The following is a 24,616-nucleotide window of genomic DNA, read 5'->3' on the forward strand; positions in this document are numbered from 1 at the left end:
GCGCATTACGTAAGGACGAAATGCAATAGAGGTGCCAAATGTCCGACGAAGAAGATGACATCATCCTGTCCGAACTGAATGACGAGGATCTCGTCGCGCAGATGTTTGACGACCTTTACGACGGTATGAAGGAAGAGATCGAAGAGGGTGTGAACATCCTGATCGAACGCGGCTGGGCCCCGTATAAGGTTCTGACCGAGGCCTTGGTTGGCGGCATGACGATTGTCGGACACGACTTCCGTGATGGCATCCTGTTCGTCCCCGAAGTTCTGCTGGCAGCGAATGCGATGAAGGGTGGCATGGCCATCCTGAAACCATTGCTGATCGCGACCGGCGCGCCGCGCATGGGCAAGATGGTTATCGGAACGGTCAAAGGCGACATCCACGACATTGGCAAGAACCTTGTCGCGATGATGATGGAAGGCGCAGGTTTCGAAGTCACCGACCTTGGCATCAACAACGCAGTAGAGGCTTATATCGAAGCCATCGTAGCCGAAGATGCTGATATCTTGGGTATGTCTGCCCTGCTGACGACCACCATGCCTTATATGAAGGTTGTGATCGACACGATGGTCGAAAAAGGCATGCGCGATGATTATATCGTCCTTGTCGGTGGTGCGCCCCTGAACGAAGAGTTTGGCAAAGCCATTGGCGCCGACGCATATTGCCGTGATGCGGCCGTTGCTGTGGAAACTGCCAAAGCGCTTGTTGCGCGTAAACATAATCAGGGTGCATCGACCTAACCCAACTCGGTCGCGGCATCTGTTCGAAAGAATAAGGACTTAAGATGCCGCGCACGACTTTTGCTTTGCTTTTGCTTTGCGTCATCGCATTTGCCGCGTTCACAATTTGGCTCGCGACCGCCTTTGGTGCGACCTTTGGTGCTGTCAGCGTCTTTGTCATTATCAGCGTCGCATTATGTGCACGTTTCATCATCGCCAGAAACCAATGACCAGCGACGCGACCCTCACCAGTGACGGACTGGCACCTGATGGGCGTGGGCAGGTTCTGCTGATCGCCTGCGGTGCATTGGCCCGCGAGATTATCGCGCTGCGTTCAGGTAATGGCTGGGACCATCTGGACCTGCAGTGCCTGCCCGCAATCTATCACGCCAGACCCGAGAAAATTGTTCCCGCTGTCCGCGCCGCTGTTGAAAAACACCGTTCGGATTACGACCGCATATTTGTCGTCTACGCTGACTGTGGCACTGGCGGCGCATTAGAAGCCGCCTGTGCTGAATTGGGCGTCAAGATGATCGCTGGCCCCCATTGCTATTCGTTTTTTGAAGGCAACGCGGCCTTTGATGCACTTGATGAAGTCACATCATTCTATCTGACTGATTTTCTGGTGCGCCAGTTTGATGCCTTCGTCTGGGAGCCACTTGGGCTAGACAAGCATCCAGAGCTGCGCGACATGTACTTTGGCAACTACGAAAAGCTGGTCTATCAGGGGCAAACTGAAAACCCGGAACTAGTTGAAAAAGCCCGCGAATGTGCTGATCGCTTAGGTTTACAGTTCGAATATAGGTTTACCGGTTACGGCGATCTAACCGCAGCGTTGCGATCAGCCTAAGCAGCCGCAGCAGTTTCGCGGATACGTTCGACCATGGCACGCAATCCATTCGAACGCTGCGCTGACAAGTGATCGTTCAAGCCAAGTCGTGCCAATTCCGCAGGCGCATCAATGCGCGCAACCTCTGCCACTGGTTGGTTATTATAAAGCGTCAGTAGTATCGCAATCAGCCCCTGCACGATCATCGCGTCGCTTGCCCCGCGAAAGGTAAACACACCATCTTTAATCTGTGGAACAAGCCAAACTTGGCTGGCACAGCCATCAACCTTCGTCGCCGGAACGCGCAACGCATCCTCGAGCGGCTCCATCGCTTTGCCCATTTCAATCACGTGACGATAGCGATCTTCCCAATCGTCAAGAAACTCAAAGGTTTCAACAAGTTCTTCAAAGTCAGGGTTTGCCATTGCAGTACCTTTTGCGTGCCTGTCACTCATGTAGGGGCGCTGCCCCCGCTGGTCCAGATCAAAGCGTGACGGTGACGACTTTCTGTCCCTTTACAGCCAGACCAACAAGCCCATCACACATACGTAACGCGTCATGGCCAAAGACCTCGCGACGCCATCCCTTTAGGGCGGGCACATTGCGTTGCCCACCTGCCAATGCATCCAGATCGGCAGAGGTAGCGATCAGCTTTTGCGCGACGCCTTCCTGATCCGTCTTTGCCTTCAGCAAGACGCGCAACATATCGGCCAGCGCAGGATTCACCTGTAGCTTTGCACGTGGGTTTTCGACGACCGGCATATCTTCAGGTTTTACGTCCAATCCGTCTTTCACGGACTTCAGAATGCCTTGGGCGATGTCACCTTTACGTGCTTCGCGCAGCAAAAGCCGCGAACGCCCCAAATCCTGTTCGTTTTGCGGCTTGGTCGAGGCAAGTTCGACCAGTGCATCATCCTTAAACACACGGCTACGCGGGATATTGCGTTCTTGGGCGTATGTCTCGCGGAAGCGGGCCAATTCGCGCACGATTGCAAGGAAACGCCCAGACTGCGTACGGGTTTTCACGCGCTTCCATGCATCATCAGGATCGGCTTGATAAGTCGCGGGGTCCTCAAGAACCGCCATCTCTTCGGCGACCCATTTTTTACGGCCTGATTTATCCAATTGAGCCGACAAGAATTCATAGATATCGCGCAGGTGTGTTACATCAGCCAAAGCATATTTCGCCTGCGCGTCCGTCAACGGACGGCGTGACCAATCCGTAAAGCGTGAAGACTTGTCCAAATCCGCCTTGGCGATCTTACGCACCAGTGTTTCGTAACCAACCTGTTCGCCAAAGCCACAGACCATCGCGGCGACCTGTGTGTCAAACAGCGGCTCAGGAATTACCCCTGCGTCAACAAAGAAAATCTCAAGGTCTTGGCGGGCAGCGTGGAATACTTTGACCACCCCAACGTCACGGTAAAGGTCATATAGTGGTTCAAGCGACAGACCGTCAGCAAGTGGATCAACCAGAACAGCATCTTCGCCGTTCTCATCCTGATAGGCCAACTGCACGAGACACAGCTTTGAATAATACGTCCGTTCGCGTAAAAATTCAGTGTCTACAGTCACATATGGCCGCTTTGCTGCCTCTTTACAGAAGTCAGCCAAAGCTTCAGTCGTTGTGATCTTTTTCATGCGTCGTCCGTCAATCGTTCAATACTAAGCCACAGTGGTGAGGTTTGATAAGCGATTGACTGAAAAATGAAAAGGTCAGCCACGCACTAGCCGTTAATCATTAACGGCGTACGGTCCCCAGCGGCGTAACGCTGCAACACTTGCGGGTAAAGCTGGTGCTCTAGCGGTAGCAAACGCGCAGCTAATGTTTCGGCCGTATCATCAGCAGAAACCGCAATTTTCGCTTGCCCCAAAATAGGTCCACCATCCAATTCAGCCGTGACTTCGTGCACGCTGCAACCGTGCTCCGTGTCGCCAGCCTCAAGCGCTCGGGCATGCGTGTGAAGCCCTTTGTATTTTGGAAGCAACGATGGGTGAATGTTTAACATTCGCCCTTCCCACATGCGCGTAAATTCAGGCGTCAGAATGCGCATGAACCCAGCAAGACAAATGATGTCGGGCTTTGCCGTTTCGAGCGCCTTTTGCAAAGCGGCCTCAAACGCGGCGCGATCCTTGCCAAATGGTTTGTGATCAATAGCAAAAGTCGGGACGTTCAGCGCCCGCGCTTTTGCCAGCCCACCTGCGTTTGGGTCATTTGAAAGCACCAAAACAGGGCGCGCTGGGTGATCGCCAGTCATCGAATTGACCAGCGACACCATATTAGAACCACCGCCTGAAATCAGGATCGCAACGCGTTTAGTCACAAAAGAGCACCTGAATAGGAAACGCCTTCGCCTTTGGTCACTGTACCAAGGTGATGCACAGTTTCGCCGGCCTCGGCCAGCAAGACAGTCAATGCCTCAGCTTCTGCAGCATCCACGGCCAGAACCATGCCGATACCCGCGTTGAACGTTTTCAACAGCTCTGCTTCGGCCATGCCGCCAGTTTCAGCGAGCCAACGGAAGACCGGAGGAAGCTCCCATGAACTCAGATCAATCTGCGCGCCCAAGCCTTCAGGCAGTACACGCGGCAGGTTTTCCGTCAGACCACCACCAGTGATATGGGCCAGCGCATGCACGCCCCCTGCCCGCACAGCAGCAAGTGCTTGCTTTACATACAGACGCGTTGGCGCCAACAGCGCCTCACCCAATGTGCCATCCGAAAATGGCGCATCATCGGCCCAGGCCAAACCAGAAAGCTCAACAACACGGCGCACCAGCGAATAACCGTTTGAGTGCACACCATCAGATGCGAGCCCCAACAGCACGTCGCCTTCGGAAACACCCGAAGGTAACTCAGCGCCACGTTCCATCGCGCCCACTGCAAAACCAGCCAAATCAAAGTCGCCTTCGTGGTACATGCCGGGCATCTCAGCGGTTTCACCGCCAATCAGCGCACAACCTGATGCTTCACACCCAGCAGCAATGCCCTCGATAATACGGGTCGCCTCGTCTAGTTCGAGCTTACCAGTCGCAAAGTAATCAAGGAAAAACAGTGGCTCTGCGCCCTGACACACCAGATCGTTCACACACATAGCAACCAAATCGATCCCGATGGTATCAACGTTGCCTGTGTCAATCGCGATGCGCAGCTTGGTTCCAACACCGTCAGTGGCGGCAACCAGAACCGGGTCGGTGTAACCCGCACCTTTTAGGTCAAACAATGCACCAAAACCGCCAAGTCCGGCCATCACACCCGGACGGGCCGTGCGCTTTGCTGCTGGTTTAATGCGCTCTACCAGCGAATTGCCAGCGTCGATATCTACCCCAGCATCTGCGTAGGTCAGGCCGTTTTTGGTCATTGTGACACCCCATCTTTACGTTGAAGCTGCGATAGCCCAAGCCCCGCTCTTGCGCAACGCACTGTGGGCGTGAAACCGCAATAAATTGCGTTTTACATACCGTTTGTTAACCGTTTGAGGTGTATTCGAGGACCGAGATCGAAGCCCTCCTCAACTTCCATTGCATCTCAAGTCAAAGTGGCCAGCGAGTGTAAGGCGCTAAATTCGTCTACACTCGCCGGCCCGCTTGTACTGACAGGGTGAAGCATGTTGAAAAGATCGCACATCTGCTTCTTGACGCGCCTGCCCGGTCTGATACTTCATGTCGCCACGGGGGGCCTGTAGCTCAACTGGTTAGAGCAGAGCGCTCATAACGCTTTGGTTGCGGGTTCAAGTCCTGCCGGGCCTACCACCCCTACAATCCAGATAGCTTCATGATCTCTTCGGGATAACGTTCGCCTTGAACATTGAAATCATCCGAAAGCCTGTCGATTTCCGCCACGTCCGTCGGCAACAGAACGACATTAGCTGCGCCAAGATTTTCACTTAATCGTCCCAGATTGCGGGTCCCAAACAGTGGCACGATCCATGGACGTTTTGCCAGCATCCAAGCAAGCGCCAACTGCGCAGTCGTACAGCCAACACGCGTTGCGATTACGCCCAAGCCATTCACCAACAAAGCATTCTTACCCCGTGCATCCGCCAAAAACCGAGGTATTTTTCCACGAAAATCGGTTTGATCAAGCTGCGTTGATGTGTCGATTTTTCCGGTCAAGAAGCCCTTCCCTAGCGGACTGAACGGAATAAGCCCGATGTTCAGTTCCTCTAGCACAGGAAACACTTCTTGTTCGGGTTCTCTGGTCCAAATGGAGTATTCGCTTTGAAGCGCCGTAACCGGGCAAACAGCGTGTGCGCGACGAATCGACTGCTCGCCGGCCTCCGACAGACCAAAATGTGCGACTTTTCCAGATGAAATTAGGTCAGCGACGGTGCCTGCGACGTCCTCCATCGGAACGTCAGGATCGACGCGGTGCTGGTACAACAGATCGATCTTTTCGACTCCCAATCGCTTAAGCGAACCATCAACCGCACTACGAATCTGTTCTGGACGGCTATTTACGCCACCGCGATGAACGCCCGTTTTTTGATCGATATCCCACCCGAACTTTGTCGCAATTTTTACTGATCCAGCTAAGGGTGCTAGCGCTTCGCCCACCAGTTCTTCGTTGATCCATGGGCCATAAACTTCGGCTGTGTCGATCAGTGTTACGCCTTGCTCGACCGCTGCGCGAAGCACTGCAATGAGCCCGTCGCGATCACGCAATTCACCATAACCCATCGCGCCAAGTGACAGGCACGAGATTTCAAATTCTGATATACCCAACTGACGTGCTTGCATCTTTCTTCTCCGCGTTGCGCTATTCTTACGCTGTTCTGGCCCATCATTTAAACGACGCATTGCGATTTCGTTCATATCGGCCAGTTCGACATTCATATCACTTTGCGAGTTGACGCAACGTAGGCTTTGGTAGCGCTACCTCCTAAACATCAAGCTCTAAAGAATTATTCAGTATACTATAGTATACAGCCTTCCTGTGGTCATAATTTTGCGCTATGGCAGGGCCAGAATCCATCCTCAAACGGAGAGACACATGACAAAGATCAAGGTAGAGAACCCAGTCGTCGAACTTGACGGCGACGAAATGACTCGCATCATCTGGGACTTCATCAAACAAAAACTCATCCTGCCTTATCTGGACATCGATCTAAAGTATTACGATCTTGGGATGGAAGTCCGCGACGAGACGAACGACCAAATCACGATCGATGCAGCCGAAGCGATCAAGAAATACGGCGTTGGCGTGAAGTGCGCGACTATCACACCTGACGAAGCACGCGTCGAAGAATTCGGCCTGAAAAAGATGTGGCGCAGCCCGAACGGTACAATCCGGAACATCCTTGGTGGTGTTGTTTTCCGTGCACCAATCATCTGTAAAAACGTGCCGCGCCTAGTGCCGGGCTGGACCGACCCGATTGTTATCGGTCGCCACGCGTTTGGTGATCAATACAAAGCAACCGATTTCCTGATGCCCGGCCCTGGCAAACTTACGATGAAATTCGTTGGCGAAGACGGCACTGTGATCGAAAAAGAGGTCTACGACTCCCCGTCCGCTGGTGTCGCAATGGGCATGTATAACCTTGATCAATCGATCATCGATTTTGCACGTGCTTCGTTAAACTACGGCCTGAATGTTGGTTGGCCTGTATACCTGTCGACCAAAAACACGATTCTGAAAGCTTACGATGGTCGCTTTAAGGATCTATTCCAAAAGGTCTACGAAGAAGAATTCGAAGAGAAGTTCAAAGAAGCTGGCATCTATTACGAGCACCGTTTGATCGACGATATGGTTGCATCCGCAATGAAATGGTCAGGGAAATTCGTTTGGGCTTGTAAGAACTACGATGGCGATGTGCAGTCTGACACGGTCGCGCAGGGCTTTGGTTCACTTGGCCTGATGACATCGCAGTTGATGACGCCCGATGGAAAAATTGTCGAAGCCGAAGCGGCACACGGTACAGTGACGCGTCACTACCGTCAGCACCAAGCTGGCCAAGCGACCTCAACCAACTCTATCGCGTCGATCTTTGCATGGACCGGTGGCCTTAAACACCGCGCGAAACTTGACGATAACGCGCAGCTGATGGGTTTTGCATCCACACTGGAAAAAGTCATCGTCGATACTGTCGAAAGCGGTTTCATGACCAAAGACTTGGCGCTGTTGGTTGGCCCGGATCAAAGCTGGCTAACAACTGAAGGGTTCCTCGAAAAGATCGACGAAAACCTCAACGCTGCAATGTAACGCATTCTCTGGGGGCGGCTCTGTCCGCCCCCAGACTACGTCTCAAATGGGATTGTTAAGGTCAGCAATATTGACCTAAGATGCGCCCATGACCGAATCCCATACTCCACCAAGACACAGCCGTATCGACGATCTACAAGGGCTAGCCCTTGGCGTTTTCCTCTGCGGCATCGGCCTCCATATATTGACCCATGTCGGCCTGATCACAGGCCAAACCGCCGGATTGGCGGTCATCATCAGCTACCTGACAGGATGGTCCTTTGGCGCGGTGTTCTTTGTAATCAATATCCCCTTTTACGTCTTGGCCTACGTGCGGCTGGGGGTAGTATTCACAATCAAATCTTTGATATCCGTCACGCTTTTGTCGGTGGTGACCGAATTTCTGCCTATGGGATGGCAAATGGGAACGATCACACCGTGGCTGGGTGCGGTTGTCGCAGGTTGCGTGACTGGTATCGGCCTCATTGCGATGTTCCGCCACAATGGTTCACTCGGCGGTTTTGGTGTGATGGCGCTAGTCATTCAAGACGCCACCGGATTTCGCGCCGGATACTTCCAACTGTTGATTGACGCAGTGCTATTCAGCGTCGCGTTTTTCATCTTACCGTTCAATTTGGTTATTTGGTCGTTGCTCGGTGCAGTGATCATCAACCTTATGATTGCAGTGAATCACCGCCCCGATCGTTATGTCGCCCGCTAGCTGACTATTCGATTGCAATGATAAATGTACCAACGCCTTCAAACTCGTCGAATTGCAACGCAAGCACACCGCCCAGTTCTTCGGCAGAAGGCCCATAGAACGTTGCATCAACTGTCGAAGATGACGTCGTACATCCGGCTGAACAGATCAATTCACCACTGAATCCGTTACCCGACACCGGTGCAGCATCAAGCGATAGTTCTACAGGGGTTTCACCGTTTAGCATCCCATCCAACGTGCCATCCACGTTGCCGTTGAAGTCGGCGACGAAGGTTGCACCACCTTCGTAGTTCGCATCGCCGCCACCGATTTGACCGAGAGCCTGAAAACCGCCCGTATAAGTCGCCGATCCACTGGGAAGATTCCCAGCATTGGTTTCTGTCCCAAATACGTAATGTGTTTCGCCAGTTAATTCCCCGCCGTCAAACACGACGATCTCAACTGCGCCCGCATATTTGCCTGATCTTTCTGGCTCAAAGATCAGCGTAACGTCCTGATCCCCCAGCTTGCCACTTCCATCCGTAATAGCTACGGTTTCACCCGAAATCTCCAAGCTGCCGTTCAATGCGCTGCCGGTCAGAAACCCCTCGTCCAAGGTGATGTTTGCTCCGTCGGTCACAGACGCACCTTGGCCAGGTTGATAAGACGCCGCCGCAGCCGCCAGTTCGGTCCCCGTCAAATCCTCAAGCTGTGGCACGGATGCCGTCTCGCCTGTGCTGCCGCCGCATGCAGTCACGGTAACTAAAACTAGCAGAACAGTGGGGATCTTTCTGGTGGTCATGCTTAGGCGTCCTATTCAAGCGAAAGTCGTCATTATCGCGTTCGCAACACAATAGCCAAATCACGCGCCACTTCGATAGCCGAATGGCGATGACGATACGAATTTTGCGTAAACCCGCCGTTTTCCAGCTGACAGCCCCGGTCAGCTCAGCTACGCCTGAGATATGCCAGCACATTACATCCAACTGCTTCTTGCCATTATCACCGAAACGATCGGGACATCTGCGCTTCAGGCTAGCGCACAGTTCACGCGTTTTTGGCCGTCGGTATTGGTGGTCATTTCTTATGCGGCATCGTTTTACCTTCTTGCTCTCGCGCTCAAAGTCATGCCCGTGGGAATTCTATATGCGATGTGGTCAGGCCTAGGGATCGTTTTGATCGCGGGCATCGGCTACGCCGTGTTTGGCCAAAAACTTGATCTGCCCGCGGTCATTGGCATTGCGCTGATCCTTGTCGGGATCATTATCATACACCTATTTTCAAACACTTCGACGCACTAACGCACCGTCTTGCGAATAAGGGGTAGCTTTTGCTGCGATTGCACGGTATCCGCGCGACAACTTACCCAAAAGGCAGACCTATGGATATCCGCAATATCGCGATCATCGCGCACGTTGACCACGGCAAGACTACTCTTGTTGATGAACTTCTAAAGCAATCCGGCGTATACCGGGAAAACGAAGCCACCCAAGAACGGGCGATGGACAGCAATGACATCGAACGCGAGCGTGGCATCACGATCCTTGCGAAATGTACGTCTGTCGAATGGAAAGGCACACGGATCAACATCGTTGATACGCCCGGCCACGCCGACTTTGGTGGCGAAGTTGAACGCATCCTGTCGATGGTTGATGGCGTTGTCCTACTGGTTGACGCGGCCGAAGGCCCGATGCCTCAGACTAAATTCGTGACTTCTAAGGCGCTTGCATTGGGCCTGCGCCCTATCGTCGTCGTGAACAAAGTCGACAAACCAGATGGTGAACCGGATCAGGCTGTTGATTCCGTATTCGACCTTTTCGCGGCACTTGAAGCAGACGACGATCAGCTTGATTTCCCAACTATGTTCGCATCTGGCCGTTCTGGCTGGTGTGACAATGAACTGGACGGTCCACGCAAAAACCTTGACGCGCTGTTCGACAAAATCGTCGAGCACGTCCCAACGCCAAAGCAAATCGAACGCAAAGGCGAGCCTTTCCAGATGCTGGCAACCACCTTGTCTGCCGACCCGTTCATTGGTCGTATCCTGACAGGCCGTGTAGAAGCAGGTACGCTTAAGGCTGGTGACACGATCAAGGCGCTGTCGCGCACTGGCGAGAAAATCGAACAGTTCCGTGTTTCTAAGATTCTCGCGTTCCGTGGTCTGCAGCAGCAGCCAATCGACGTTGCCGAAGCTGGCGATATCGTGACCCTGGCGGGCATGGCCAAAGCGACCGTTGCTGACACACTATGTGACGTTAGCATCGACGAGCCGATCCCTGCCCAGCCGATTGACCCGCCAACCATCACTGTGACCTTTGGCATCAACGACAGCCCGCTTGCTGGCCGTGACGGCAAACACGTGCAATCACGTGTGATCCGCAACCGTCTTGAAAAAGAATGCGAAGTAAACGTTGCGATCAAAATCGCTGACACTCCGGGTGGCGACGCGTTCGAAGTATCCGGTCGTGGCGAATTGCAGATGGGTGTTTTGATCGAAAACATGCGTCGTGAAGGCTTTGAACTGTCAATCTCACGTCCTCAGGTTATCTTTACCGAAGAAGACGGCCAGCGCATGGAACCTGTTGAAGAAGTCACCATCGACGTGGATGACGAATACACAGGTGTCGTTGTTGAAAAGCTAACAGGCCCACGCAAGGGCGAGCTGATCGAGATGAAACCTGCCGGTGCTGGCAAAACCCGCATCATCGCATATGTGCCGTCACGTGGCCTGATCGGTTACCACGGTGAATTCCTAACCGACACGCGCGGTTCAGGTGTACTGAACCGTATCTTCCACGGCACAACACCCTACAAAGGTAAGATCGATGGCCGTCGTCAGGGCGTTCTGATTTCCATGGAAAACGGTACGTCTGTTGCGTTTGCACTTTGGAACCTCGAAGACCGTGGCAAGATGTTCATCGGCGCACAAGAACCAGTGTACCAAGGTATGATCATCGGTGAGCACAGCCGTGAAAACGACCTCGAAGTGAACCCGTTGAAAGGTAAGAAACTGACCAACGTGCGTGCCTCTGGTACGGATGAAGCAGTTCGTTTGACAACGCCTGTGACCATGTCACTGGAACAAGCCATCGCTTATATTGATGACGATGAACTGGTTGAAGTCACGCCAAATGCTATCCGTCTGCGTAAGCGTTACCTTGATCCGCACGAGCGCAAGCGTCAGTCACGCTCCGCTTAATTCGCGGCAACACTGCATTTTTGCACAGGGCGGTCCGCACGGGCCGCCCTTTTTCTTTGCGCGAACTCTACTATCTTGTGAACAAACCGCAGGAGGCGACCATGCAAAAGCTACAAAGCCAAGGTGTGCATCACATCACCATCACCGGCGCGGACCGGCAGTCTACGATCGACTTTTGGGAAGGCGTTCTGGGCATGCCGTTTGTGTTTGAACAGCCAAATTTGGACGACCCTGATCAAGGGCATCTCTATTTCGATCCAGGCGATGGCAGATTGATTACCGTTTTCACGGCCGAAGACCGGACCCCCAAGCGCCAGATCGTTGACCAAAGCCAAGGCTATCTACATCATTTGGCCTTTGCTGTTTCAAAGGTCAGCTTTGATCAGGCTGTCGATCGACTGAAAGAGCGAAAAATCCCGAACTCCGGCCCAAAGGATCGGGGATTTATGGACAGCATCTATTTCCGCGATCCATGTGGAATGTTGATTGAATTAGCCAGCTACCGCTTTGAACCGCCGCAGGGGTATACGCATACAGATGTGCTGCACCGTGCGCATTTGATCCGAGTCGCTGCAGGTGATGATCACATCGACAAAGTGCATCTGGCAAATGCGATCGAAGCTCTCGTCGCGAACAAAGCCCTTAGCCTATCACGGTAATAAAAAAGCGCGGTCGGTACCGCGCTTTTCATTATTCTGAAATTTCGACGACGACTAACTCGCGCTCGGATGCGCCACGTGCGTGATCCAACGCTTTTTGGTAGGCATCGGAATGGTAGCAGGCCACCGCCTCATCAACGGAAGGAAAACGCGCCACAACATTGCGCGGACGCTCTTTGCCTTCCAGCTGCACATAGCGACCACCGCGGGCAATGAATGTCCCGCCGTGGTCTGCGATTGCAGGCCCTGCGAGTTCCGCGTATTTTTTGTATGCTGCGTCATCCGTTACAGTGACGTGGGCAATCCAAAGTGCGCTCATTTCAATCCCTCCAAGACAGATTTACCGGCAGCGATCGCGGCTTCTGCGTTTTCAGCAGAAGCACCGCCACCTTGGGCCATATCCGGACGGCCACCGCCACCTTTACCGCCAAGCTCCGGCGTGACAGCACGCAAAATGTCGACAGCAGAAACGCGTCCCACCAAATCTTCGGTCACGCCAACAGCAACGGCAGCCTTGCCGCCCGTGTCAGCGATCAGAAGAACAGCACCGCTGCCCATGGCCGTTTTCATTTCGTCGATCAGCGCGGGCAAATCCTTGCCCGTTACGCCTTGCAAGACCTGCGCTTGGAACGCGACGCCGTTGATAACTTCTGATGGTGCAGCCTCTTTCGCGCCGCCACCCATCGCGACCTCGCGACGTAGCTGCGCCACTTCGTTAGCAAGCGCCTTGCGCTCATCCATCAGGGCTTTGACACGGTCTGCAAGTTCTGATGCAGGTGCCTTTAGAACCGCTGCCGCAGCCATCAACCGTTCGTCTTGCCCACGTAGATAATCAAGCGCGGCCTGACCAGTCAGTGCCTCGATCCGGCGCACACCGGCGCTTGACGCACTATCACCAAGCGCGACAAACGCGCCGATCTCACCAAGCTGGGTAACGTGCGTACCACCGCAAAGCTCAAGCGAATAAGTGTCGCCTGACGTGCCTTTTCCAGACCCGGCCTGACGGCCCATTGAAACCACGCGAACTTCGTCGCCGTATTTTTCACCAAACAACGCCTGCGCACCCATCGCGCGTGCATCGTCAGGTGTCATGATACGGGTCTCAACCTTTGTATTCTGGCGGATCACCGCGTTCACATCGCGTTCGACCTTCGCCAGCTCTGCTGCTGACAATGCCTTGGTGTGGCTAAAGTCAAAACGAAGGCGATCAGGCGCATTCAATGATCCGCGCTGTGCAATATGATCACCCAGTACTTCGCGCAGGGCTTCGTTCAACAGGTGCGTCGCAGAGTGGTTTGCCTGAATGGCAGCACGGCGAGAAGGATCAACGACAAGCGTCGCGCCCTGCCCTTTGTTGATCGAACCTTTGGTCACTTTTGCAAAGTGCACGTAAACACCTGCCACTTTCTTCGTGTCCGTGATTTCGGCAGTACCTGTCTCAGTGGTAAGCAAACCGGCATCACCAACCTGACCGCCTGCTTCTGCATAGAATGGCGTTTGGTTCAGCACGATTTGAACTGTACCATCAGCGGTGTCAGCCAGTGCACCATCAGCAACAAGCGCGACGATCTGGCCCTCGGCAGAAGTCGTGTCATAGCCCAAGAAATCTGTCGTGCCATGCTGGTCAGCAACATCGAACCATATCGTGCTGTCAGCGGCCTCGCCTGTGCCGGACCATGCGGCACGTGCCTTGGCCTTTTGTTCGGCCATAGCAGTGTCGAACCCATCGGTGTCCACCGTGCGACCACGATCACGCAGTGCGTCTTGGGTCAAATCCAGCGGGAAACCATATGTGTCATAGAGTTTGAATGCAGCTTCACCGGGCAATGCGGCGCCTTCGGGCAGATTTGAAACTTCATCATCAAGCAACTTAAGACCGCGATCCAAGGTCTGCTTAAAGCGTACTTCTTCGTTCAGCAGTGTTTCTTCGATCAAACGCTGCCCCTGACCAAGCTCAGGATAAGCCGCCCCCATCTGCTGAACCAATGCTGGGACCAATTGGTGCATGACTGGGTCTTTGGCACCCAGCAAATGCGCGTGACGCATCGCGCGTCGCATAATGCGGCGTAGCACATAACCGCGGCCCTCGTTAGATGGCAGCACGCCTTCGGCAATCAAGAATGACGTGGAACGCAGGTGGTCCGCAATCACGCGGTGGTGCGTTACAATGCTTTCGTCCGTGCCGGTCGATGTCGCATGCGCTGATGCTTCGACCAGCGCCTTCATCAGGTCAGTCTCAAAGACGTTGTTCGTGCCCTGCAGCAGTGACGAAATACGCTCTAGCCCCATGCCAGTGTCAATCGACTGCTTTGGCAGCGGCTTCATCGATCCGTCTTCGAACTGCTCGTTTTGCATGAAAACAAGGTTCCAGATCTCGATAAACCGATCGCCATCTTCCTCAGGTGAGCCTGGAGGGCCACCCCAGATGTGATCGCCATGATCATAGAAAATCTCGGTGCATGGACCGCACGGGCCGGTTGGACCCATCCGCCAAAAGTTGTCGTCAGTTGCGATACGGATGATCCGGTCATCCGGCAGACCTGCAACTTTTTTCCAAAGATCGGCAGCTTCGTCATCCGAGTGATAGACAGTGACCAACAGCTTTTCTGCAGGAATATCCAACTCTTTGGTTACCATTTCCCAAGCGTATGGGATGGCCTGTTCTTTGAAATAGTCGCCAAAGCTAAAGTTGCCCAACATCTCAAAGAACGTGAGGTGGCGGGCTGTCATGCCAACGTTATCAAGATCGTTGTGCTTACCACCGGCGCGCACACATTTTTGGCTGGTCGTCGCACGCGTGTAATCACGGGTTTCAACCCCAGTGAAACAGTTCTTGAACTGCACCATACCCGAGTTAGTGAACATCAAGGTTGGGTCATTACGCGGCACTAGCGGGCTAGAGGCCACGATTTCGTGACCTTGCTTGCCAAAGTAATTCAGAAAGGTTGATCGGATGTCAGCAAGGCTTGTCATGGCAGACTTTCATAAATGCGTCATAGTCCCGCGCAGAAATAGCGATGCACCCGCCTACTGTCCACAGTACGCACGCAATTCTTGTCATCTATAAAAGACGTTCGCCAACGAAAAAGGCGCCGCAAATGCGACGCCTTCAATCTAACTCAATGTGGCGAACTAGACCTCAACAAGATCGTCGTCGTCAGGACCACCCATTGGGGCGCCAAAATCCAGACCATGCGCTGCACGAATCTTATCTTCGATCTCGATCGCTATGGCCGAGTTTTCACGCAAGAACGTCTTAGAGTTTTCGCGGCCCTGCCCGATACGTTCGTCACCATAGCTAAACCAAGCGCCTGATTTCTCGACGACACCAGCCTTCACACCAAGATCGAGCAATTCGCCCATTTTGGAAATGCCTTCACCATACATGATGTCGAATTCAACCTGTTTGAACGGAGGCGCAACTTTGTTTTTGACGACTTTGACGCGGGTGGCGTTGCCGACAACCTCATCACGGTCCTTGATTGCACCGATACGACGAATATCCAAACGGACAGACGCGTAGAATTTCAACGCGTTACCACCTGTTGTTGTTTCAGGCGAACCAAACATAACGCCAATTTTCATCCGAATTTGGTTGATAAAGATAACCATACAGCCAGACCGGTTGATCGAACCGGTCAATTTACGCATCGCTTGCGACATCAGGCGGGCGTGTACACCAACGCTGCTGTCACCCATATCACCTTCCAGCTCTGATTTTGGCGTAAGCGCCGCGACCGAGTCGACGATGACCATGCTAACGGCACCAGAACGTACCAACGTGTCCACGATCTCAAGCGCCTGCTCGCCTGTGTCGGGCTGCGAAATCAGCAGTTCATCTAGGTTCACACCGAGCTTTTTCGCATAGCTTGGATCAAGCGCGTGTTCGGCGTCTACAAACGCGCAAACACCGCCTTTTTTCTGTTCTTCCGCAATCGCATGGAGCGTCAGCGTGGTTTTACCAGAAGATTCTGGCCCGTAAATTTCGATAATCCGCCCTTTAGGCAGACCACCGATGCCAAGCGCGATATCGAGCCCCAACGAACCGGTCGATGTCGCCTCGATGTCGGCCATCTTGTTGTCGCCGCCGAGCTTCATAATAGAGCCCTTACCGAACTGCCGTTCGATCTGCGCCAACGCGCTTTCTAGCGCTTTTTCTTTATCTGCCGTTTTCTTGTCAGCCATTTTGAGGAGCTCTGCCGTTGCCATGTTTCCAGTCCTTATTTCACGCGCCAGCCAAGGCGGCAATCACTGCTTTGTTCTTTTTATGTTCTCACTATACATGAGATCAAAAGCAGAACATTGCAACTAAAATTTTATAGGTGTACCTTCACCTAGAAACGGTTAATGTTTAGTTTATGCGAAATGCTACCCTACAAGTACTGAAAGGATGTCGTTTAAATGCTTGTTTTCTGGAAAGAAAACCTCGTGCTGCTATCTGTTCCAAAAACAGGAACGACCGCCATTCAAGGTACACTTGCGCCGCATGCCACGATGGTTTTACGTGATCCACCACAGCTAAAGCACTCTCCTTGTTATCGCTATAACCGATTCCTGCGCCCACTCCTTTCCCAAGCGGGCGGCCAAACTCCGGAAGTAATGGCGGTTGTTCGGCACCCGATTGACTGGCTCGGTAGCTGGTATCGATATCGCTCGCGCAATAATCTGGTCGGGCACGCAAACAGTACACGAGACGTCAGCTTTGATGACTTTGTCATTGAATACTGCAAAGAACGCCCTGCGCCCTTTGCCAGAGTCGGATCGCAAGCCAAATTCTTGCAGGTCAACGGTGAGCTCGGTGTCGATTATCTGTTCCGTTACGAGGCGCAGGATAAAATCATCGCCTTCCTTGAGGACCGGCTCCAAAAGCCCATCAACCTCAAACATCTGAATGTATCGCCAAAGCAAGAGCTTACGTTGTCGTCCGACTTAGAAACCAAGTTACGACAGAAAAGACCCGAAGAGTTTGATGTATGGGAGATCGGACGCAGCTAGACGCTGCTATCTTCCTCGCGCCCTTTGAACCCTGTCGCGACCACAAATTTCTCAGAACTGTCGGATCGTGACGCGGGCGGCTTTACGTTAGCCACTTTGCTAAAGCGCGATTTAAGCAGCTTTTGCAGGTCACCCTCTGCCCCGCCCGCCAAAACCTTAGCGACGAAGGTGCCGCCTTCGGTCAGAACATCAAAAGCGAAATAGGCTGCGGCCTCGCAGAGCGTCATAATCCGCAAGTGATCGGTTTGTTTGTGACCCGACGCAGATGCCGCCATATCGGACATCACAACATCAGCTGTGCCGCCCAACCAGCCCATAACCTTTTGGTCGGCGTCATCCTGTAGGAAATCTAGCTGGTGGATTTCGGCACCTGGGATCGGATCGACCTCTTGCAAGTCGACGCCAAGCACATAGCCCTGCGCCTTGCTTTTGCGTTCGCCCAATGTGTTTGCCCGCTTAACAGCAACCTGCAACCACCCACCCGGCGCGCAGCCAAGGTCAACAATCCGTGCACCCGGCACAAGGAAACGAAACTTGTCATCAAGTTCCAGAATTTTATAGGCCGCCCGACCGCGATACCCGTCTGCTTGGGCACGCTTTACGTAGGGGTCATTCAACTGCCGCTGCAACCAAAGCGTTGAGCTTAGCTTGCGACCCTTCGCAGTCTTTACCTTCACGGTCAGATCGCGTTGTCCGCGTCCGGATGTATTTTTTGTTGTTTTCTTGGCCATACTCTTGCCTATCGCCTAAAACGGCGCGTCTTCCAAGACCCCATCTGCCGACATTTGCGCATAAAGTAGCCCTTCACGCAGGCCACGGTCCGCTACAGACAGCCGATCTGTGGGCCACAAACGCATCAACGCCTGTAAAATGGCAGAGCCAGACATGATCAATGCTTGGCGATCTTTTCCAATACGCGGGTCGGCACGACGCCCGATTGGACCAAGTGACAGATAATCACGGATCACGGTATCAATCTGATCAGATGTCATCCGCAAGCCGTCAACCTTTGTCCGGTCATATCGCTTCAAACCTAGATGGCTGGCAGCAACGGTTGTCACCGTACCGCTTGTCCCGATGATCTGAAATCCTTCACGGGCCTGCGCCGCTGCGTAGGGTGAAAACTCTTCAAGGTTTTCTTCAAAGAACCAACTCATCAACGCAAAGCGTGCTGCGTCATCTTCGACGTCAGCGAATTGATCACGCAGCGTGGCAACACCCAGCGGCACCGAAATCCAATCGACAACTTTCGCAGCGGCAAATGGACCGGGGTCAGACTTAAAGCCCGCATGCAAACGCATGATCGCGCGTGGGCGTTCGCGTTTTGGCACGTTAGTCAGATCAATCCAGACCAGCTCAGTCGAACCGCCACCGATATCAACGACAAGCAACTGTTCAGTGTTCACACTGACCAGAGGTGCGCAAGAAATCACAGCAAGCCGTGCTTCTTCCTCTGGCTTGATGATCTCAAGCTCCATCCCGGTTTCGCGGCGCACCTGTGCGATAAAATTGCTGCCATTATGCGCACGACGACAGGCCTCTGTCGCGACGAGGCGCATATGCTGTACGCCGTGGCGTTTAAGCTTTTCACGACAAATCCGCATAGCAGAAATGGTTCGGTTCATCGACGCACGCGACAACCGCCCTGTGCTTTCAAGGCCGTGGCCCAGCTGCACAGACTTTGAGAAACTGTCGACAACATGAAACTGGCTGCCCTTTGGTTGGGCAATCAGCATACGACAGCTATTTGTACCTAAGTCCAATGCCGCATAAAGCGACGCTGGGTCAGGCCGTTTTGGCGCGGGGGTATCGACCGCTTTTGGGAACGCGCCCGCACCTTTGGGACGCTTGGGCGCCATAGGTCACGCCCTCCATTTTTCGAGTTACCCTCAAGCTAGGCCTCCGTAACCGTTTGCACAAGCCTTGTGTTCAACTTCGTGAATGCAATGCATCTTGGATATGAGGATTATGAGGTGCCGCGGCGGTAGCCCCCTAAGTAGGCATAGGTTAGCAAGTGGCCGTCGCTCATTGCGTCCGTGATGTCGAAAACCGACATTGGGGACAAAAATCGAGTGCTAGAACCGAAGTAACAGCAACGAAGGGAATCACCACATGCCCGATGTCACAATTGTCTACTGGCGCGATATGCCCGCCCAAGTCATTGTGGGCCGTGGTCGCAAGGGCACGAAAATGCCGCTGCCAGAACGGTTCGAACAAGCAATTGATCGCGCTGCGATGAAATCAGGCGCGGCAGAATCCGACGACTATTTGGCCGGGTTCCGCAAGGCGGCCCCCTACTCCGTTGAAGGCACAGATCTTGAGGCCGCCCAAGCAGAGGCCACTCGTATTGAAACCGAATATGATCAAGAGCGCCTGAAAACGCTTATCGCCAACGACGGCTGGAATTGAAGACACCAGCCAACATAGCCGCGCGCATTACGGAGGTCGCCATGTCCCTACTTCCCTTTATGAAACGGAAAGAAACGCAATTGGGCGTAAACCCCGATATTGCGGCCTTTCTGCAAGACTATTCGATCGAAGTCATGCCGCGCACAGCCGAAAAGGTTGAAGACTTCAAAGACCTTTTGCCTGCTGGTACCCGCGTATACATCGCACATATCGACGGCACACCGATTGAGGACATGGTCGCAACCGCGAAACGGTTGGCCGATGATGGTTATAAGGTCATGCCGCATTTCCCTGCACGCATCATCCAAGATCAGGCGACGCTCGCCGATTGGATTGCTCGTTATAAAGGTGAAGCAGGTGTAGACCAAGCGCTGCTACTGGCTGGCGGTGTCACAGAAGCCAAAGGCGATTTTCACAGCTCCATGCAGCTGATGGAAACTGGGTTGTTCGGCGACTTCAAACGCCTGCATGTTGCGGGCCACCCTGAAGGTAACCGCGACATCGACAAAGACGGCAGCGACCGCAATGTCATGGATGCGTTGCGCTGGAAGCAGCGTTTCTCAGAGACTACCGATGCCGAAATGGCGTTAGCGACGCAATTCGCATTTGAAGCCCAGCCCATCATCGCATGGGCGGATGCACTGCGTGATGCCGGGATCACAATTCCAATTCACATCGGCATTGCGGGGCCTGCCAAGCTTCAAACGCTGATTAAATTCGCGAGCGCTTGTGGTGTCGGCCCATCCCTGAAGGTTCTTCAAAAACGTGCGATGGACGTCACAAAACTGCTGTTGCCCTACGAGCCAACAGAAGTATTGGCAGAACTCGCGGCACACAAAGCAGCCAACCCAGATTTCAACATTACCAATGTGCACTTCTTTCCGCTTGGCGGGATCAAGTCCAATGCAAATTGGGCCATAGAAAACGGCGGTAGCGCAGCTATCCCGGCAAACCAGACCAAGGAAACCTCATGACCCGCACGATTGTCGAATCTAAAACAAAGACTGCCATCATCGGGTTCGACCAGCCCTTTTGCGTGATCGGTGAACGGATCAACCCAACGGGCCGCAAAATTTTGGCCGCTGAACTGGAACAAGGTGATTTCAGCCGCGTCGAAGCTGACGCAATTGCCCAAGCTGCCGCTGGTGCTAATATCCTTGATGTGAACTCTGGTGCTGTTTTCTCGAATAAAATGGCCGAAGACCCACGTTACGCCGATAACAACTTTGTTGAGCCGCCGCTCATGAAAGAGCTGATCGAGCGTGTGCAGGCGGTCGTTGATATTCCTCTTTGTATCGACAGCTCTGTTCCTGGCGCGTTGGAAAACGGGCTTGCCGCTGCCGAAGGGCGCCCGCTGTTGAACTCGGTCACAGGCGAAGAAGAACGGTTGGAGCTCGTGCTGCCGCTAGTCAAGAAATACAACGTCCCGGTTGTTGCGATTTCAAACGATGACACAGGCATTTCCGAAGACCCAGATGTGCGCTTTGCCGTTGCAAAGAAGATCGTCGAACGCGCCGCTGATTTCGGCATCCCCGCGCATGACATCGTCGTTGATCCGCTGGTCATGCCAATTGGTGCAATGGCGACTGCTGGCTTGCAGGTATTCACGCTGGTCCGTCGCCTGCGCGAAGAGCTGGGCGTGAACACAACATGCGGCGCATCTAACATTAGCTTTGGCCTACCTAACCGTCATGGCATCAATAATGCGTTCCTGCCAATGGCAATGGAAGCAGGCATGACATCGGCAATCATGAACCCAATCGCCCTACCCGTCGGCCCCACAAAGATTGCCGAAAAGAAGGCCGAGATCGCAGCCGCAGGGATCATCCTGCCAGAAGACATCGACGACGAGACCTTTGTCACACTATTTGGCATGGGATCTACTAAACCCAAAGCGGGTTCCGAAATGGAAGCGATCCGTGCTGCTAACTTCCTGACAAACAACGACCCATCAGGGTCGGATTGGATCAAGTTCAACCGCGCCCCGGTTAAGGCTGGCGAAGGCCGCGCACGTACTGGACGCCGCCGTCGCGGTTAATTTTCGTTTGATCGCAACAAAAGAGGGCCGCTGAGTAAATCAGCGGCCCTCTTTTGTTATTCTGAAAACCATTAACGGTAGTACAGCGACTGCCCGTTGTGGAAGATTTGAACCTTTTCAGGGGCGGCCTGCATGCGGACAGTTTTGCCGCGCAATCCAGAGTAGATGCCGGGCAACTTGCCGATAACCGCGTCGTTTTCTCCGATTTTGTCGAAGTAAAGCAGCGTCACCTCGCCCAAGGCTTCGGTGATATTCACTTTGCCTTCAAACAGGTAATCATCATCGGTTGTTTCCAACATATCTTCGGGGCGAACACCAACATTAACCTTGAAGCCCTTATCGCTGGCTTGCGTTGGCACCGCTGATGTCACTGTGCCACCGCCATCGAGTTTCACGACAGTATGTTCGCCCGTTTCAACGATTTCACCAGACAGCAGGTTCATTGCTGGAGAGCCGATAAACTGTGCCACGAATTCGTTTTCTGGACGTTCATACAGCTCAAGCGGCGTACCAACTTGCGCGATGCCTTTGTTCGCGAGAACCACGATACGGGTCGCAAGCGTCATTGCCTCGACCTGATCGTGGGTCACGTAAACCATCGTGCTTTCGGGCATCGATTCCTTGAGCTGCGCAATCTCGATCCGGGTTGCGACACGTAGCGCTGCATCAAGGTTGGAAAGCGGTTCATCAAACAGATAGACCTTTGGGTCACGCACAATCGAACGACCGATCGCGACACGCTGGCGCTGACCACCGGACAGTGCTTTAGGCAAACGATCCAAGTAGTCCTCAAGCTGAAGGATTTTTGCAGCCTTGTTCACGGCCTCTTCAATTTCGGACGGTGATTTCTTGGCCAGCTTCAAAGCAAATGACATGTTCTCGCGCACAGTCATATGCGGGTAAAGCGCGTAGGATTGGAACACCATCGCGATCCCACGCTGGGCTGGTGGCACGTCATTGACCAATTGACCGTCAATTTCGAGAGTACCGCCCGTGATCTTTTCCAGACCAGCAATCATCCGTAGCAAAGTTGATTTACCACAACCCGAAGGGCCGACAAAAACGATCAGCTCGCCTTGTTTGATATCAAGGTTGATGTCCTTCAGAACATCAACCGTCCCACCGTAAGTCTTGGCGACGTCTGTCAGTTTTAGATCAGCCATGTATCACTCCCCTTAATTTTCTGTCTTCAGCGCGAGGCAAACCTGCCAAGGGCCAAGATGCAAACGACCGTCAGCTGACACATGCGCGCTGCCCAACTCGGCCCCAATTGGGGTCCAGTTACCATCGGGCAGATCAAAGTCTGACGGTGTGTCGCTTACGTTAAATGCGCAAAAGATTGTCTGCTTCGCGTCACTGCGCGTGAAATAGATCACATCGCCTTTGGCACGCAGTTTGTCATGGCTTCCATGGCTTAGCGCTGGATGCGTACGACGGAATGCAATTGCTTTGCGATAATGGTGCAGCAAGGCGCCCGGCTCGTCCTCTTGCGCGCTCACTGATAGCGGCAGATGTTCGGATGCGACGGGAAGCCAAGGTTTACCCTCAGAAAAACCACCGTTTTGGTTGTCTGATGTCCAAACCATTGGCGTACGGCAACCGTCACGGCCTTTAAATTCGGGCCAGAATTCGATGCCATACGGATCTTGCAGGTCTTCAAAGGCGACTTCGGCCTCTGGCAGGCCCAGCTCTTCGCCTTGGTAGATACAAACCGAACCACGCAAACACATGATCAATGTTGTGAACATCCGCTGCGCACCGGGTGCAAGGTTCCAACGTGTCGCATGGCGCACCACATCGTGGTTGGAAAACGCCCAACATGCCCAGCCTTCGCCAGCAACCGTGTCAACTTCTTCCATGACTTCGACGATGCGGTCGGCGGTGGGAATGTCAGCCGCAAGGAATTCGAACGCATAGCACATCTGCATCAGATCATCGCCGCGCGTGTATTCGCCCAAGATTTCCAAACCACGCTGGCTATCGCCGACTTCTCCGACCGCAGCCGCGCCAAAGGGTTCCATGACGGCACGTAGACGGCGCAGGAATTCAACGTTCTTGGGGTGGTTCTTGTCGTACAGGTGTTCTTGGTGGTTGTACGGGTTCACCGCTGGCGCAGTATTGGCGTTACGGCGTTCAGGTGGCAACGCAGGGTTATCGCGCAACTGTTCGTCATGCATGTAGAAGTTGATCGTATCCAGACGGAAACCATCAACGCCACGGTTCAACCAAAAACGGCCCACGTCCAGCAGCGCCTCTTGCACGGCTGGTTCATGGAAGTTCAGGTCCGGCTGGGACACAAGGAAGTTGTGCATATAATATTGTTCGCGGCGCGCATCCCACTGCCAGCCAGACCCACCAAAGATGGACAGCCAGTTGTTCGGCGCGGTTCCATCTGGTTTCGGGTCGGCCCAAACATACCAGTTCGCCTTGTCATTGGTTTTGTCAGCGCGGCTTTCAGCAAACCACGGGTGTTGATCACTGGTGTGGCTCAACACAAGATCAATCATGACCTTCACACCGAGGCTGTGTGCCGTTTCAATCACCGCGTCGAAATCTGCCAGTGATCCGAACATCGGATCGACATCGCAATAATCACTAACGTCATAGCCAAAGTCCTTCATGGGCGACATGAAGAATGGTGAAATCCAGATTGCATCGACGCCAAGCGACGCGATGTACGGAAGCCGTTGAACGATACCCAAAAGATCGCCAATGCCATCACCGTTACTGTCCTGATAGCTACGCGGATAAATCTGATAGATCACCGCACCGCGCCACCAATCTTTGTCGTTGGCGTTTCCAGGTTTTGTGGCAAGAGCCGTAGTCATAAACGTCGTTCCTACTGCACCCCGCCCCGTGACTTTGCACGGGGCTTTGGGATGGAT

Annotated in this window: 25 protein-coding genes and 1 tRNA gene; 13 read left to right on the top strand and 13 right to left on the bottom strand. The window is 53.5% G+C overall.

Going from position 1 to position 24,616, the window contains the following annotated elements:
- Nucleotides 1-38: 38 nt before the first annotated feature.
- From ACHUEV_RS03840 to ACHUEV_RS03850, 3 genes are read left to right on the top strand one after another with little or no spacing between them, the layout of a single operon-like run.
- Nucleotides 39-743, top strand: a complete 705-nt coding sequence (locus ACHUEV_RS03840) for a corrinoid protein (RefSeq protein WP_394177743.1) — start codon at nucleotides 39-41, stop codon at nucleotides 741-743.
- 44 nt (nucleotides 744-787) lie between these two features.
- Nucleotides 788-952 (top strand): hypothetical protein, encoded by a 165-nt coding sequence (locus ACHUEV_RS03845; RefSeq protein WP_162617571.1) that lies wholly within the window; start codon nucleotides 788-790, stop codon nucleotides 950-952.
- On the top strand, nucleotides 949-1,572 hold the full coding sequence (locus ACHUEV_RS03850; protein ID WP_394177744.1) for a DUF1638 domain-containing protein: 624 nt from the start codon (nucleotides 949-951) through the stop codon (nucleotides 1,570-1,572). The genes ACHUEV_RS03845 and ACHUEV_RS03850 overlap by 4 nt, the downstream gene beginning before the upstream one ends.
- On the opposite strand, the gene ACHUEV_RS03855 is transcribed toward ACHUEV_RS03850, so the two are convergent.
- The 4 genes from ACHUEV_RS03855 to purM form a co-directional block, all read right to left on the bottom strand.
- Nucleotides 1,569-1,976, bottom strand: a complete 408-nt coding sequence (locus tag ACHUEV_RS03855) for a SufE family protein (protein WP_394177745.1) — start codon at nucleotides 1,974-1,976, stop codon at nucleotides 1,569-1,571. The two genes, ACHUEV_RS03850 and ACHUEV_RS03855, sit on opposite strands and share 4 nt — an antisense overlap.
- A 58-nt stretch (nucleotides 1,977-2,034) precedes the next feature.
- Nucleotides 2,035-3,192, bottom strand: a complete 1,158-nt coding sequence (rnd, locus tag ACHUEV_RS03860) for a ribonuclease D (RefSeq protein ID WP_394177746.1) — start codon at nucleotides 3,190-3,192, stop codon at nucleotides 2,035-2,037.
- Nucleotides 3,193-3,278: 86 nt separating this feature from the next.
- The gene (gene purN / locus ACHUEV_RS03865) at nucleotides 3,279-3,875 is read right to left on the bottom strand and encodes a phosphoribosylglycinamide formyltransferase (RefSeq protein ID WP_394177747.1); all 597 of its coding nucleotides are present in this window, start codon (nucleotides 3,873-3,875) and stop codon (nucleotides 3,279-3,281) included.
- Nucleotides 3,872-4,912: a phosphoribosylformylglycinamidine cyclo-ligase gene (purM, locus tag ACHUEV_RS03870; RefSeq protein ID WP_394177749.1), complete on the bottom strand. Its 1,041-nt coding sequence runs from the start codon at nucleotides 4,910-4,912 to the stop codon at nucleotides 3,872-3,874. The genes purN and purM overlap by 4 nt, the downstream gene beginning before the upstream one ends.
- Nucleotides 4,913-5,226: 314 nt before the next feature.
- Here purM and ACHUEV_RS03875 point away from each other — a divergent pair.
- Nucleotides 5,227-5,303, top strand: a tRNA-Ile gene (locus ACHUEV_RS03875).
- Nucleotides 5,304-5,306: 3 nt separating this feature from the next.
- Here ACHUEV_RS03875 and ACHUEV_RS03880 read toward each other — a convergent pair.
- Complete coding sequence (locus tag ACHUEV_RS03880) at nucleotides 5,307-6,386, bottom strand: aldo/keto reductase (protein WP_394177750.1); 1,080 nt, start codon at nucleotides 6,384-6,386, stop codon at nucleotides 5,307-5,309.
- A gap of 157 nt (nucleotides 6,387-6,543) precedes the next feature.
- On the opposite strand from ACHUEV_RS03880, the gene ACHUEV_RS03885 reads away from it, so the two are divergent.
- Together ACHUEV_RS03885 and ACHUEV_RS03890 are read left to right on the top strand one after the other, a co-directional pair.
- Entirely contained in the window at nucleotides 6,544-7,752 is a 1,209-nt protein-coding gene (locus ACHUEV_RS03885) for an NADP-dependent isocitrate dehydrogenase (protein WP_394177751.1), read from the top strand.
- A gap of 88 nt (nucleotides 7,753-7,840) precedes the next feature.
- Nucleotides 7,841-8,452 carry a YitT family protein gene (locus ACHUEV_RS03890; RefSeq protein WP_394177752.1) on the top strand — a complete coding sequence of 204 codons (612 nt, stop codon included), beginning with the start codon at nucleotides 7,841-7,843 and terminating at the stop codon, nucleotides 8,450-8,452.
- A gap of 4 nt (nucleotides 8,453-8,456) precedes the next feature.
- On the opposite strand, the gene ACHUEV_RS03895 is transcribed toward ACHUEV_RS03890, so the two are convergent.
- On the bottom strand, nucleotides 8,457-9,233 hold the full coding sequence (locus tag ACHUEV_RS03895; protein WP_394177753.1) for a transferrin-binding protein-like solute binding protein: 777 nt from the start codon (nucleotides 9,231-9,233) through the stop codon (nucleotides 8,457-8,459).
- A gap of 163 nt (nucleotides 9,234-9,396) precedes the next feature.
- On the opposite strand from ACHUEV_RS03895, the gene ACHUEV_RS03900 reads away from it, so the two are divergent.
- The 3 genes from ACHUEV_RS03900 to ACHUEV_RS03910 all read left to right on the top strand — a co-directional run bounded on the left by ACHUEV_RS03900 (nucleotide 9,397) and on the right by ACHUEV_RS03910 (nucleotide 12,289).
- Entirely contained in the window at nucleotides 9,397-9,732 is a 336-nt protein-coding gene (locus ACHUEV_RS03900) for a DMT family transporter (protein ID WP_394177754.1), read from the top strand.
- A gap of 80 nt (nucleotides 9,733-9,812) precedes the next feature.
- Nucleotides 9,813-11,630 (top strand): translational GTPase TypA, encoded by a 1,818-nt coding sequence (typA, locus tag ACHUEV_RS03905; RefSeq protein ID WP_394177755.1) that lies wholly within the window; start codon nucleotides 9,813-9,815, stop codon nucleotides 11,628-11,630.
- A gap of 101 nt (nucleotides 11,631-11,731) precedes the next feature.
- Nucleotides 11,732-12,289 carry a VOC family protein gene (locus ACHUEV_RS03910; RefSeq protein ID WP_394177757.1) on the top strand — a complete coding sequence of 186 codons (558 nt, stop codon included), beginning with the start codon at nucleotides 11,732-11,734 and terminating at the stop codon, nucleotides 12,287-12,289.
- A 31-nt stretch (nucleotides 12,290-12,320) separates the two neighbouring features.
- Here ACHUEV_RS03910 and ACHUEV_RS03915 read toward each other — a convergent pair whose 3' ends face one another.
- The 3 genes from ACHUEV_RS03915 to recA form a co-directional block, all read right to left on the bottom strand.
- Nucleotides 12,321-12,608 carry a DUF1330 domain-containing protein gene (locus ACHUEV_RS03915; RefSeq protein WP_106355485.1) on the bottom strand — a complete coding sequence of 96 codons (288 nt, stop codon included), beginning with the start codon at nucleotides 12,606-12,608 and terminating at the stop codon, nucleotides 12,321-12,323.
- Nucleotides 12,605-15,262, bottom strand: a complete 2,658-nt coding sequence (gene alaS / locus ACHUEV_RS03920; RefSeq protein WP_394177758.1) for an alanine--tRNA ligase — start codon at nucleotides 15,260-15,262, stop codon at nucleotides 12,605-12,607. Before alaS ends, ACHUEV_RS03915 begins: the two co-directional genes overlap by 4 nt.
- 159 nt (nucleotides 15,263-15,421) lie before the next feature.
- Complete coding sequence (gene recA, locus ACHUEV_RS03925) at nucleotides 15,422-16,498, bottom strand: recombinase RecA (RefSeq protein ID WP_394177759.1); 1,077 nt, start codon at nucleotides 16,496-16,498, stop codon at nucleotides 15,422-15,424.
- A gap of 192 nt (nucleotides 16,499-16,690) precedes the next feature.
- On the opposite strand from recA, the gene ACHUEV_RS03930 reads away from it, so the two are divergent.
- Nucleotides 16,691-17,284 carry a sulfotransferase family protein gene (locus ACHUEV_RS03930; RefSeq protein WP_394177760.1) on the top strand — a complete coding sequence of 198 codons (594 nt, stop codon included), beginning with the start codon at nucleotides 16,691-16,693 and terminating at the stop codon, nucleotides 17,282-17,284.
- On the opposite strand, the gene ACHUEV_RS03935 is transcribed toward ACHUEV_RS03930, so the two are convergent.
- Both ACHUEV_RS03935 and ACHUEV_RS03940 read right to left on the bottom strand, forming a co-directional pair.
- Complete coding sequence (locus ACHUEV_RS03935; protein WP_394177761.1) at nucleotides 17,281-18,015, bottom strand: RlmE family RNA methyltransferase; 735 nt, start codon at nucleotides 18,013-18,015, stop codon at nucleotides 17,281-17,283. The genes ACHUEV_RS03930 and ACHUEV_RS03935 overlap by 4 nt on opposite strands.
- Before the next feature lie 15 nt (nucleotides 18,016-18,030).
- Entirely contained in the window at nucleotides 18,031-19,143 is a 1,113-nt protein-coding gene (locus ACHUEV_RS03940; RefSeq protein ID WP_394177762.1) for a Ppx/GppA phosphatase family protein, read from the bottom strand.
- Nucleotides 19,144-19,396: 253 nt separating this feature from the next.
- Here ACHUEV_RS03940 and ACHUEV_RS03945 point away from each other — a divergent pair, with 253 nt between their 5' ends.
- Genes ACHUEV_RS03945 through ACHUEV_RS03955 form a run of 3 tightly spaced genes read left to right on the top strand, consistent with a single transcriptional unit; the run spans nucleotide 19,397 to nucleotide 21,731 of the window.
- Nucleotides 19,397-19,693, top strand: a complete 297-nt coding sequence (locus ACHUEV_RS03945; RefSeq protein WP_394177763.1) for a virulence factor — start codon at nucleotides 19,397-19,399, stop codon at nucleotides 19,691-19,693.
- Between the two features lie 41 nt (nucleotides 19,694-19,734).
- A complete protein-coding gene (locus ACHUEV_RS03950) occupies nucleotides 19,735-20,667 on the top strand; it encodes a methylenetetrahydrofolate reductase (RefSeq protein ID WP_394177764.1) in 933 nt (310 codons plus the stop codon).
- A complete protein-coding gene (locus tag ACHUEV_RS03955; protein ID WP_394177765.1) occupies nucleotides 20,664-21,731 on the top strand; it encodes a dihydropteroate synthase in 1,068 nt (355 codons plus the stop codon). Before ACHUEV_RS03950 ends, ACHUEV_RS03955 begins: the two co-directional genes overlap by 4 nt.
- 71 nt (nucleotides 21,732-21,802) lie before the next feature.
- Here the strand turns inward: ACHUEV_RS03955 and ACHUEV_RS03960 are convergent, their stop codons facing one another.
- The gene (locus ACHUEV_RS03960) at nucleotides 21,803-22,894 is read right to left on the bottom strand and encodes an ABC transporter ATP-binding protein (RefSeq protein WP_394177767.1); all 1,092 of its coding nucleotides are present in this window, start codon (nucleotides 22,892-22,894) and stop codon (nucleotides 21,803-21,805) included.
- 12 nt (nucleotides 22,895-22,906) lie between these two features.
- Nucleotides 22,907-24,559, bottom strand: a complete 1,653-nt coding sequence (locus ACHUEV_RS03965) for an alpha-amylase family glycosyl hydrolase (RefSeq protein ID WP_394177768.1) — start codon at nucleotides 24,557-24,559, stop codon at nucleotides 22,907-22,909.
- Nucleotides 24,560-24,616 lie beyond the last annotated feature (57 nt).

Source organism: Yoonia maritima (assembly GCF_043641945.1).
GTDB classification, from domain to species: Bacteria; Pseudomonadota; Alphaproteobacteria; order Rhodobacterales; family Rhodobacteraceae; genus Yoonia; species Yoonia maritima_B.

What these genes read in the sequence shown, in the direction of transcription:
- alaS (WP_394177758.1), bottom strand. Translation starts at nt 15,262, where the DNA reads ATGACAAGCCTTGCTGACATCCGATCAACCTTTCTGAATTACTTTGGC.
- ACHUEV_RS03910 (WP_394177757.1), top strand. Translation starts at nt 11,732, where the DNA reads ATGCAAAAGCTACAAAGCCAAGGTGTGCATCACATCACCATCACCGGC.
- ACHUEV_RS03850 (WP_394177744.1), top strand. Translation starts at nt 949, where the DNA reads ATGACCAGCGACGCGACCCTCACCAGTGACGGACTGGCACCTGATGGG.
- ACHUEV_RS03880 (WP_394177750.1), bottom strand. Translation starts at nt 6,386, where the DNA reads ATGAATGTCGAACTGGCCGATATGAACGAAATCGCAATGCGTCGTTTA.
- ACHUEV_RS03885 (WP_394177751.1), top strand. Translation starts at nt 6,544, where the DNA reads ATGACAAAGATCAAGGTAGAGAACCCAGTCGTCGAACTTGACGGCGAC.
- ACHUEV_RS03965 (WP_394177768.1), bottom strand. Translation starts at nt 24,559, where the DNA reads ATGACTACGGCTCTTGCCACAAAACCTGGAAACGCCAACGACAAAGAT.
- recA (WP_394177759.1), bottom strand. Translation starts at nt 16,498, where the DNA reads ATGGCAACGGCAGAGCTCCTCAAAATGGCTGACAAGAAAACGGCAGAT.
- ACHUEV_RS03945 (WP_394177763.1), top strand. Translation starts at nt 19,397, where the DNA reads ATGCCCGATGTCACAATTGTCTACTGGCGCGATATGCCCGCCCAAGTC.
- ACHUEV_RS03960 (WP_394177767.1), bottom strand. Translation starts at nt 22,894, where the DNA reads ATGGCTGATCTAAAACTGACAGACGTCGCCAAGACTTACGGTGGGACG.
- rnd (WP_394177746.1), bottom strand. Translation starts at nt 3,192, where the DNA reads ATGAAAAAGATCACAACGACTGAAGCTTTGGCTGACTTCTGTAAAGAG.
- ACHUEV_RS03890 (WP_394177752.1), top strand. Translation starts at nt 7,841, where the DNA reads ATGACCGAATCCCATACTCCACCAAGACACAGCCGTATCGACGATCTA.
- ACHUEV_RS03840 (WP_394177743.1), top strand. Translation starts at nt 39, where the DNA reads ATGTCCGACGAAGAAGATGACATCATCCTGTCCGAACTGAATGACGAG.
- ACHUEV_RS03950 (WP_394177764.1), top strand. Translation starts at nt 19,735, where the DNA reads ATGTCCCTACTTCCCTTTATGAAACGGAAAGAAACGCAATTGGGCGTA.
- ACHUEV_RS03895 (WP_394177753.1), bottom strand. Translation starts at nt 9,233, where the DNA reads ATGACCACCAGAAAGATCCCCACTGTTCTGCTAGTTTTAGTTACCGTG.
- ACHUEV_RS03935 (WP_394177761.1), bottom strand. Translation starts at nt 18,015, where the DNA reads ATGGCCAAGAAAACAACAAAAAATACATCCGGACGCGGACAACGCGAT.
- ACHUEV_RS03900 (WP_394177754.1), top strand. Translation starts at nt 9,397, where the DNA reads ATGCCAGCACATTACATCCAACTGCTTCTTGCCATTATCACCGAAACG.
- typA (WP_394177755.1), top strand. Translation starts at nt 9,813, where the DNA reads ATGGATATCCGCAATATCGCGATCATCGCGCACGTTGACCACGGCAAG.
- ACHUEV_RS03855 (WP_394177745.1), bottom strand. Translation starts at nt 1,976, where the DNA reads ATGGCAAACCCTGACTTTGAAGAACTTGTTGAAACCTTTGAGTTTCTT.
- ACHUEV_RS03930 (WP_394177760.1), top strand. Translation starts at nt 16,691, where the DNA reads ATGCTTGTTTTCTGGAAAGAAAACCTCGTGCTGCTATCTGTTCCAAAA.
- ACHUEV_RS03940 (WP_394177762.1), bottom strand. Translation starts at nt 19,143, where the DNA reads ATGGCGCCCAAGCGTCCCAAAGGTGCGGGCGCGTTCCCAAAAGCGGTC.
- ACHUEV_RS03955 (WP_394177765.1), top strand. Translation starts at nt 20,664, where the DNA reads ATGACCCGCACGATTGTCGAATCTAAAACAAAGACTGCCATCATCGGG.
- ACHUEV_RS03845 (WP_162617571.1), top strand. Translation starts at nt 788, where the DNA reads ATGCCGCGCACGACTTTTGCTTTGCTTTTGCTTTGCGTCATCGCATTT.
- ACHUEV_RS03915 (WP_106355485.1), bottom strand. Translation starts at nt 12,608, where the DNA reads ATGAGCGCACTTTGGATTGCCCACGTCACTGTAACGGATGACGCAGCA.
- purM (WP_394177749.1), bottom strand. Translation starts at nt 4,912, where the DNA reads ATGACCAAAAACGGCCTGACCTACGCAGATGCTGGGGTAGATATCGAC.